This is a genomic window from Streptomyces sp. NPDC002784 (genome assembly GCF_053592135.1).
On sequence record NZ_JBSFVD010000119.1, the window covers coordinates 1 to 2,905 of the forward strand.

Consider the following 2,905-nt stretch of genomic DNA (forward strand, 5'->3'; position numbering starts at 1 on the left):
TCAGGAAGCCGCAGCCCCGCGCCCACCGCCGCGGCCTCGGAGAGCACCACCGCCCCCGCCGCCGCGGCCCCGGAGAGCACCGCCGCCACCGCCACCGCCGACGGCTTCGCCTCCGTCAACGCGCTCGGGCAGAACGGCACCACCGGCGGCGCGGGCGGTCCCGTCGTCACCGCCACCACCACGGCCCAGTTCCTGGACTACATCTCCCGCCCCGGCCCGCTGACCGTGCAGGTCAGCGGCACGATCACGCTGCCGACCGGCTCCACCGACGGCATGCACCCGGTGGCCTCCGACAAGACGATCACCGGGCTCGGCGGCAGCGCCCGCATCACCGGCGGCGGACTGCACATCGGCCTCCCGGCGAGCGACTCCGTCACCTCACCGCCCGCGAACGCCGTGCACAACATCATCATCCGCAACCTGCGGTTCGACGGCGCCAGCGACGACCTGATCAACATCCAGATGTTCTCCCACCACATCTGGATCGACCACAACGACTTCTCCAACGGCGACGACGGCGCCGTCGACATCAAGCGCGGCTCCGACTACGTCACCGTCTCCTGGAACCGCTTCCACGACCACGACAAGACGCTGCTGCTCGGCCACGACGACGACAACGCCGCCCAGGACCGGGGCCGGCTGCGCGTCACGTACCACCACAACTACTTCGACGCTTCCGACCAGCGCAATCCGCGCGTCCGCTTCGGCGATCCGGTGCACGTCTACAACAACTACTACCGCGACAACAGCTATGGCGTGGCCTCCACCATGGACGCCGGGGTGGTGCTGGAGGGCAACTACTTCTTCAGCGTCAACAACCCCGCGCGGGTGGACTTCAGCGGTGACCTCGGTCGTCTGGTCGCGCGCGACAACATCCTCGTCGACTGCAACCACGCGATCGAGACCCGGGGTTCGGTGACCGAGCCGCGCACGTACTACGCGTACACCCTCCACCGGGCCGCCGAGGTGCCGACCGTCGTCCCGGCCGGCGCCGGCGCCGGAAAGATCTGAGGGGGCCGGCCATGACCTCCCGTCCCCGGCCCACCCGCCGCGCCGTGCTCGCGTCGGCGGGCGCCTCCGCCGCCCTGCTGGCGGCCGGCGCCCCCGCGCGGGCCGCCGCCCGCCCCGGCGCGTACGCCCCGTCCGCCACGCAGCGCGCCGACGGCTTCGCCTCCATCGCCGCGCACGGCCTGTCCGGCACCACCGGCGGCGCGGGCGGCCCGGTGGTCACCGTCACCGACGCCGAGACGTTCCTCGACTACTGCGACCGCGAGGGGCCGTACGTCATCCAGGTCTCCGGCACCATGGAGATCACCAGCAAGCAGGGACTGCGCTCGAACAAGACGGTCGTCGGACTCGGCGACGACGCGGAGATCACCGGCGGCGGACTCGACATGTACCGCCGCCACAACGTGATCATCCGCAACCTGCGCTTCACGCACGCCGACGACGACTCGCTGAGCATCCAGCAGTCCTCGCACCACATCTGGATCGACCACTGCGACTTCAGCTCCGGCGCCGACGGCCTCATCGACATCGTGCGCGGCGCGGACTGCGTCACCGTCTCCTGGAACCGCTTCCACGACCACAGCAAGACCATGCTGCTCGGCCACTCGGACTCCAACGGCTCCCAGGACCGGGGCCGGCTGCGGGTCAGCATCCACCACAACCTGTTCGACGGCACGGCCCAGCGCCACCCGCGCGTGCGCTTCGGCGAGCCCGTGCACGTCTACAACAACCACTTCCGGAACAACACCCTCTACGGGGTGGCGTCCACCGAGGACGCGGGCGTGCTGGTAGAGGGCAACCACTTCGAGAACGTGCCCCATCCGATCTACTCGGGCTACGACGAGAGCGGCCCCGGCCGGGTCGTCGAGCGCTCCAACGTCTACGTGAACTGCGGCGCCCCCGAGCGATTCGGCACCGTCACCGAGCCGCGCACCTTCTACGCGTACACCCTCGACGCCCCCGCCACCGTCCCCGCCCTGGTCGCCGCCGGTGCCGGCGTCGGCCGGACCTGAAGGAGACCCCCCATGCCGGACACACCCCCGCTGTCCCGTCGCGGCCTGCTCGCGACCACCGCCGCCTCCGCCGCCCTGCTGGCCTCGGGCACGGCCGCCACCAGAGCGTTCGCCGCCCCCGCTGCCGCGCCCACCCCGCAGCGGCTCGCCGCCCTGGCCGCGCAGAGCGCTGACGGCTTCGCGAGCGTTCCCGCGCTCGGCCTCACCACCACCACGGGCGGCGTCGCCGGGCCCACCGTCACCGTCACCACCGGCGCCCAGCTCGCCGACTACGTCAACCGCAACTCCCCGTACGTGCTGCTCGTCTCCGGCCGCATCGAGATCGACGGCATGCTCACGGTCGTCGCCAACAAGTCGATCCTGGGCGTCGGTTCCACGGCGGAGATCACCGGCGGCGGGCTCCAGCTCGGCTCCACCACCCGCCCCGGCAACAACGTCATCATCCGCAACATCCGCTTCACCCACGCCTCGGACGACTCCGTCAGCGTCACCAACCGCGCCCACCACGTGTGGATCGACCACTGCGACTTCTCGCAGGGCTACGACGGGCTCCTCGACGTCAAGCGCGAGTCGGACTACATCACGATCTCCTGGAACCGCTTCCACGACCACAGCAAGACCTGCCTGCTCGGCCACAGCGACAGCTACACCGCCGACCGGGGCAAGCTGCGCGTCACCTACCACCACAACTTCTTCGACGGCACCGACCAGCGCCACCCCCGTGTCCGCTTCGCCGAGCCCGTGCACGTCTACAACAACCACTACCGCAACAACCGGCTCTACGGAGTGGCCTCCACCGAGAACGCGGGCGTGCTCGTGGAGGGCAACTACTTCGAGAACGTGCCCCATCCGATCTACTCGGGCTACGACGACAGCGGCCCCGG

Annotated in this window: 3 protein-coding genes; all 3 read left to right on the forward strand. The window is 70.7% G+C overall.

Annotated elements, in window-relative coordinates; genetic code table 11:
* The coding region (locus ACWD1Z_RS36965) for a pectate lyase family protein (protein ID WP_451125237.1) at positions 1–1,011 on the forward strand (1,011 nt) is incomplete at its 5' end.
* A gap of 11 nt (positions 1,012–1,022) precedes the next feature.
* Positions 1,023–2,021 carry a pectate lyase family protein gene (locus ACWD1Z_RS36970; protein WP_451125239.1) on the forward strand — a complete coding sequence of 333 codons (999 nt, stop codon included), beginning with the start codon at positions 1,023–1,025 and terminating at the stop codon, positions 2,019–2,021.
* 12 nt (positions 2,022–2,033) lie between these two features.
* On the forward strand, positions 2,034–2,905 hold an 872-nt coding region (locus tag ACWD1Z_RS36975), incomplete at its 3' end, for a pectate lyase family protein (RefSeq protein ID WP_451125241.1).

Excerpts from the sequence above, each read along its gene's own strand:
- ACWD1Z_RS36970 (WP_451125239.1), top strand. The coding sequence starts at position 1,023 with ATGACCTCCCGTCCCCGGCCCACCCGCCGCGCCGTGCTCGCGTCGGCG.